This window comes from Geodermatophilus sp. SYSU D00815 (assembly GCF_054050035.1).
Genome location: NZ_JBJGYO010000039.1, coordinates 23,025 through 29,039, shown reverse-complemented (window position 1 = coordinate 29,039; position 6,015 = coordinate 23,025). Strand labels below are relative to the sequence as shown.

The following is a 6,015-nucleotide window of genomic DNA, read 5'->3' as shown; positions in this document are numbered from 1 at the left end:
CCCCATCACACATCCCCCACCCCCCCCCCCCCCCGGCGCCCCCCCCCCCCCCCCCCCCCCCCCCCCCCCCCCCCCCCCCCGGCCCCCCCCCCGGCCCCCCCGCGGGGGTTCAGCGGGAGCCCGCGGCCCGCCGCTTGTTGTAGACGTCGAACGCGACGGCCAGCAGCAGGACCAGGCCCTTGACCACCGACTGCACGGACTGGTCGATGCCCTCGAGCTGCATGCCGTTGCTCATCACGCCGACGAGCAGGCCGCCGACCACGGCCCCGGCGACGGTGCCGACACCGCCGGTCACGGCGGCGCCACCGATGAAGCAGGCGGCGATCGCGTCGAGCTCGAACATGTTGCCGGCGCCGGGCTGGGCGCCGTTCGAGCGGGACGAGAAGACGATGCCGGCCACGGCGGACAGCACGCCCATGTTGACGAACAGCCAGAAGTTGACCGCCCGCACCTTGACGCCCGAGAGCGTCGCGGCGGCCAGGTTGCCGCCGATGGCGTAGACCTGGCGGCCGAAGACGGTCCGCTTGGTCACCATCGCGTAGACCAGGATCAGCACCGCCAGGATGATCAGCACGATCGGCAGGCCGCGGGCGTGCGCCAGCTGCCAGGCGAAGTACATGACCACCGCGCCGACGACGACGATCCGCGCCACGAACAGCGGGAAGGACTCCACCGGCTGCTGGTAGCGGATGCGGGCCACCCGGGTGCGGAACGAGCTCAGCGCGTAGCCCGCCACCGCGATCGCGCCGATGAGCAGGGTGAACGCGTCGTACCCCTGGCCGCCGATGAGGCCGTTGAGGAAGCCGCTGGCGATCCGGCCGTACTCCTGGGGGAACGGCGACAGCGAGATGTTGTCCAGCACCTGCAGGGTCAGGCCGCGGAACAGCAGCATGCCGGCCAGGGTCACGATGAACGCCGGGATGCCGACGTAGGCGACCCAGAAGCCCTGCCAGACGCCGACGGCGAGGCCGACGCCGAGGGCGGCGAGGACGCCGACCCACCAGGGCGCACCCGACCTGATCACCGTGACCGCCGAGACCGCGCCGGTGAGCGCGACCACCGAGCCGACCGACAGGTCGATGTGCCCGGCGATGATCACCATGACCATGCCGATGGCCAGGATCAGGATGTAGGAGTACTGCAGGACGATGTTCGTGATGTTGCCCGGCGACAGCAGCGTGCCGTCGGTGAGGACCGCGAACAGCGCGATGATGACGACGAAGGCGATGTAGATGCCGCTCTGCCGCAGGTTGCGGGTGAACAGCTGGCGGATGTCGCTGGTGCCGGTGTGGAGGGCAGCGGCGGGCGCGGCCTCGGTCGCGGCGTCCTCCGCCGGCGGCGGCGCGGTCCTGGTCATGCGGCCTGCTCCCTCTCCTTGGTCATGAGCACCATGAGGTTCTCCTGCGTGGCGTCGCCGACCGGCACCTCGCCGGTGATCCGGCCGGCCGACAGCGTGTAGATGCGGTCGCAGATGCCCAGCAGCTCGGGCAGCTCCGACGAGATGACGACGACGGCCTTGCCGGCCGCCACCAGGCGGTTGATGATCGTGTAGATCTCGTACTTGGCGCCGACGTCGATGCCGCGCGTCGGCTCGTCGAGGATGAGCACGTCCGGGTCGGTGAACAGCCACTTGGACAGGACGACCTTCTGCTGGTTGCCGCCGGAGAGCTTCCCGACGATCGACAGCACGCTGGGCGCCTTGATGTTCATGTCCTTGCGGTAGCCCTCGGCGACCTTGATCTCCTCGTTGCCGTTCACCCAGCCGGCGCCCGCCAGCTTCTTCAGCGCGGCGGCGGAGATGTTGCGGCTGATGTCCTCGATGAGGTTCAGCCCGTAGCGCTTGCGGTCCTCGGTGGCGTAGGCGATGCCGTTGTCGATGGCCTCGGCGACGTTGCGCGCCTTCACCTCCTTGCCGTGCAGGAGGATGCGGCCGGAGATGTTGCGCCCGTAGGAGCGGCCGAAGATGCTCATCGCCAGCTCGGTGCGGCCGGCGCCCATCAGCCCGGCGATGCCCACGACCTCGCCCGCGCGCACGGAGAAGCTGGCGTCGTCGACGATCTTGCGGTCCTGGGTGGGGTGCCAGACGGTCCAGTTCTCGACCCGGAGCACCTCCTCGCCCGGGTGCGACTCGCGCTCCGGGTAGAAGCTCTCCAGGTCGCGGCCGACCATGCCGCGGATGATCCGGTCCTGGGTGACCTCGCCCGACTGCGTGCTCAGCGTCTCGACGGTCCGGCCGTCGCGGATGACGGTGACGCTGTCGGCGATCGCGGTGATCTCGTTCAGCTTGTGCGAGATCATGATCGAGGTGATGCCCTGGTCGCGCAGCCGGCGGAGCAGGTCCAGCAGGTGCGCCGAGTCGTTGTCGTTCAGCGCCGCGGTGGGCTCGTCGAGGATGAGCAGGCGCACGTCCTTGGACAGCGCCTTGGCGATCTCGACCAGCTGCTGCTTGCCGACGCCGAGCTGACCGACCGGCGTCACGGGGTGCTCGTCGAGCCCGACCTGCTCGAGCAGCGCGGCGGCGTCGGCGTTGGCCTTGTTCCAGTCGATGAGGCGGTTGCGCCCGCGGCGCTCGTTGCCCAGGAAGATGTTCTCGGCGATCGAGAGGTACGGCACCAGGGCGAGCTCCTGGTGGATGATCACGATGCCGACGTGCTCGCTGTCGCGGATGCCGCCGAAGTTGACGGTGCGGCCGTCGTAGACGATCTCGCCGTCGTAGCTGCCGGAGGGGTAGACGCCGGAGAGGACCTTCATCAGCGTCGACTTGCCGGCGCCGTTCTCCCCGCAGATCGCGTGGATCTCGCCCCGCCGGACCGAGAGGTTGACGTTCTCCAGCGCCTTGACGCCCGGGAACGTCTTGGTGATGCCGCGCATCTCCAGGATGTTGTCGTCCATGGACTCCGTCGTCCTCGCAGTCGTGCGCTCGGAGGGATCTGTGTGCGGTCAGCATGGCCCGGGCGGGAGCACCGGGCGAGCGGACCGCCGAGGTGGAACCGGCCGGGCCCGGCAGCGCCGATCGCTGCCGCCGGGCCCGGCCGGGCCTGGGGGGTGGGGTCAGTCGGCCTGACCCGCGGCGACCTCTCCGGCCGTCCAGTAACCGGTGTCGATCAGCTCGGTCTGGATGTCGTCGGCGAAGACGGTGACGACGGGGAGCAGGTACGAGGGCACGACCTTGACGCCGTTGTCGTACGTCTCGGTGTCGTTCGCCTCGGGCTCCTCGCCCTGGAGGAAGGCCTCACCGGCGATGACGGCCTGCTCGGCCAGCAGACGGGTGTCCTTGAAGATCGTGGAGCTCTGGACGCCGTCCTGGATCAGCTTGACCGAGGCGATCTCGGCGTCCTGACCCGTCACGACCGACATCGGCTGCGGGGTCGAGTCGAGGTTCGGCCCGTAGCCGGCGTTCTGCAGCGCGGTGATGATGCCGCGCGACAGGCCGTCGTACGGCGAGAGGACGCCGTCGACGCGCGAGCCGTCGTTGTAGGTGGAGGTCAGCAGGTCCTCCATGCGCCGCTGGGCGGTCTCCTGCTGCCAGCGCAGGATCGCGACCTGCTCGATGTCGGTCTGGCCCGACTTCACGACGAGCGTGCCGTTGTCGATGTACTCCTGCAGCACCGACATCGCGCCGTCGAAGAAGAAGTGGGCGTTGTTGTCGTCCAGCGAGCCGGCGAACAGCTCGATGTTGAACGGACCGGTCGCGGTGCCCGGGGAACCGTCCGCGTTGAGGACGCCCAGGCCGGTCAGCAGGGCGGTGCCCTGCGCCACGCCGACCTCGAAGTTGTCGAAGCTGACGTAGAAGTCGACGTTCTCGCTGTCGCGGATCAGCCGGTCGTACGAGATGACCGGGATGCCCGCGTCGGCGGCCGCCTGCAGCTGGCTCGACAGCGCGGTGCCGTCGATCGCCGCGATGATCAGGAGGTCGGCCCCCTCGGTGATCATCTGGTCGATCTGCTGCGACTGGGTCGGGATGTCGTCGTTCGCGAACTGGAGGTTGACCTCGTAGCCCTTGTCCTCCAGCTGCGACTGCACCGCCTCACCGTCGGCGATCCAGCGCTCGGACGTCTGCGTCGGCATCGAGACGCCGATCGTCTGGTCCTCCGGGCTGGCGTTCTCGTCACCGGCGCTCGAGCTGCCGCCGGCACCCTCGCCACCACAGGCCACCAGGCTCACCGCGAGGGCGGCTCCCAGAGCGCTCAGCCGGAGCTTCTTCACCTGCACATCTCCTCCTCGAGACATCTGCCGCCACACGGGCGCTCAGGCCCGCGCTGACGCGAGCGGCCGCCAGTGTGAGCGTTCACATGGGGGTGCCGTCAAGGCTTGCGCCAGAACTCATCTGTCACGTTCGGGTAACGCGGGCTTCACCGGCGGCGGCTACCGCGGAACGGCGTCCCCGCACCGCGACGTCCGTCTCACCCGAGCGGCGTCATGGGTACGGGCAAAGGAGGCTACGCATACGGATCCAGCCCGGAAACCGTATGCAGAGCCTCCTTTGCCAAGAGGCTCAGCGGAGGGTGATCTGGCGGCTCAGCAGGCCGGCGCGGGCCCGGCGCTCGTCGGCGGTGAGCGGGGCGCCCACGGCCAGGGCGCGCTCGAGCCGGTCCTGGAAGTCGGCGGCCGGGCCGGTCCAGTCGGCGGCGGGGGGATCGGCCGGCAGGTCCCACACCGGGACGACGAGCCCGTGCGCGCGGAAGGCGCCGGCGTAGCGGGTGCCCTCCCCCAGGGTGAGCTCCTCGGCGGCGCGCAGCCGGGCGAGGGCGTCGAGCAGCGGCTCCTCGTCCTCCCCGCGCACCCAGCGCAGGTGCGCCCGCTCCGGACCGGGGCGCACCCAGTAGGCGGCGCCGAGCCCCTCGAGCCGCTCGGTCGGCAGGATCGCGGCGTTCGCCTGCTCCAGGCCCGCCTGCGCGGTGGGGCCGGCGTCGGCGCCCTCCAGCCAGAAGCCGAAGTCCTCGTGCACCGTCACCTCGAGCGGGGCCTCGAGGTCGACGAGCTCCTGCAGCCGCGGCCCGGCCGAACCGGCGGCCCCCACCGGGCCGGGGTCGACCGGCGCACCGGCCGGGGCCTCCAGGGCGGTGGCCAGCGCGGTGCCGAGGTCGCGGCTGACGTCGTCCGACGCGGCGGGCAGCTGCACGCCCAGCACGATCTGCCCGTTGGCGCGCACCAGGGCGGGCGCGCCGCCGGGCAGGACGCTGGCCAGCGTGACCTCCCGGCCGTCCGCCGTCCGGAGCGGCGCGGTCGCGGCCGGCACGAACTCGCGCAGCGCCACCCAGTGCTCCTCGCCGGGCAGCCCCTCGAACGGCCGGGTCACCGGCGGGGCGTAGCCCGAGCCGTGGCAGTGCTTGTACCGCCGGCCCGAGCCGCAGGGGCACGGGGCCTTCGGGTTGACCTCCCCTTCGGCGGCCTTGGGGGCGGCGGGACGGCGCTTGGTCGAGGAGCGAGCCATGCGCCGAGCCTAGGCGGCGGCCGCGTCCCGCTCGGCCAGCCTCTTGAGGTTCAGCAGCTGCCGCCGGGCCATGACGAGGTCCCCCGCCGCCATGCCCCGCCGCGTCACCGCCCCGGGCACCGGCAGCGGCGGCGGGGTCCAGCGCAGCCGCATGAGCAGGTGGCTGCCGCCGTCCCGCGGGGTGATCGCGTAGGTGACCACGACGTGCCCGAACAGGCCGCGGTGCTCGTAGGTCTGCTGCACCGGCCGCTCGAACGACGCCAGGTGGAAGATCCGCATCGCCGGCTGACCGACGACGAGCCGGTCGAGCCCGGGCGTGAGCCGCTGCGGGCTGCGCCGGCCGCCGTTGTCGAGCAGGTCGTAGGAGTACGGCGCCACGCGCAGCTGGCACAGCCAGCGGAACAGGCGCTCCGGCGGCGCGTCGACGTCCACGGCCCGGTGCAGGACGACGTCGGCGTCGGGGAACAGCTCGTCGCAGGGCAGCGGCCGGACGAGGTCGTCGTCCGTGGCACCCCAGTCGCGGACGACGTCGGCGATGGCCATGACCACCACCTTGGCCCCCGGCGGCCGGCAGGGGGAGT

General features: G+C 71.6%; 5 protein-coding genes. All 5 read right to left on the bottom strand.

Features of this window, described 5'->3' with window-relative positions; genetic code table 11:
• Positions 1-109: 109 nt before the first annotated feature.
• The 5 genes from mmsB to ACI78S_RS23680 all read right to left on the bottom strand — a co-directional run bounded on the left by mmsB (position 110) and on the right by ACI78S_RS23680 (position 5,977).
• Positions 110-1,357, bottom strand: coding sequence for a multiple monosaccharide ABC transporter permease (mmsB, locus tag ACI78S_RS23700; protein ID WP_456977437.1), 1,248 nt, complete (start codon positions 1,355-1,357; stop codon positions 110-112).
• Positions 1,354-2,892: a multiple monosaccharide ABC transporter ATP-binding protein gene (gene mmsA / locus ACI78S_RS23695; RefSeq protein WP_456977436.1), complete on the bottom strand. Its 1,539-nt coding sequence runs from the start codon at positions 2,890-2,892 to the stop codon at positions 1,354-1,356. Before mmsA ends, mmsB begins: the two co-directional genes overlap by 4 nt.
• Positions 2,893-3,051: 159 nt before the next feature.
• Positions 3,052-4,206: a multiple monosaccharide ABC transporter substrate-binding protein gene (gene chvE / locus ACI78S_RS23690; protein ID WP_456977435.1), complete on the bottom strand. Its 1,155-nt coding sequence runs from the start codon at positions 4,204-4,206 to the stop codon at positions 3,052-3,054.
• Between the two features lie 289 nt (positions 4,207-4,495).
• A complete protein-coding gene (locus ACI78S_RS23685; RefSeq protein ID WP_456977434.1) occupies positions 4,496-5,434 on the bottom strand; it encodes a DUF5926 family protein in 939 nt (312 codons plus the stop codon).
• Positions 5,435-5,443: 9 nt separating this feature from the next.
• Positions 5,444-5,977: a hypothetical protein gene (locus ACI78S_RS23680; RefSeq protein WP_456977433.1), complete on the bottom strand. Its 534-nt coding sequence runs from the start codon at positions 5,975-5,977 to the stop codon at positions 5,444-5,446.
• Positions 5,978-6,015: the final 38 nt, after the last annotated feature.

What these genes read in the sequence shown, in the direction of transcription:
- mmsB (WP_456977437.1), bottom strand. Translation starts at nt 1,357, where the DNA reads ATGACCAGGACCGCGCCGCCGCCGGCGGAGGACGCCGCGACCGAGGCC.
- mmsA (WP_456977436.1), bottom strand. Translation starts at nt 2,892, where the DNA reads ATGGACGACAACATCCTGGAGATGCGCGGCATCACCAAGACGTTCCCG.
- ACI78S_RS23685 (WP_456977434.1), bottom strand. Translation starts at nt 5,434, where the DNA reads ATGGCTCGCTCCTCGACCAAGCGCCGTCCCGCCGCCCCCAAGGCCGCC.
- ACI78S_RS23680 (WP_456977433.1), bottom strand. Translation starts at nt 5,977, where the DNA reads ATGGCCATCGCCGACGTCGTCCGCGACTGGGGTGCCACGGACGACGAC.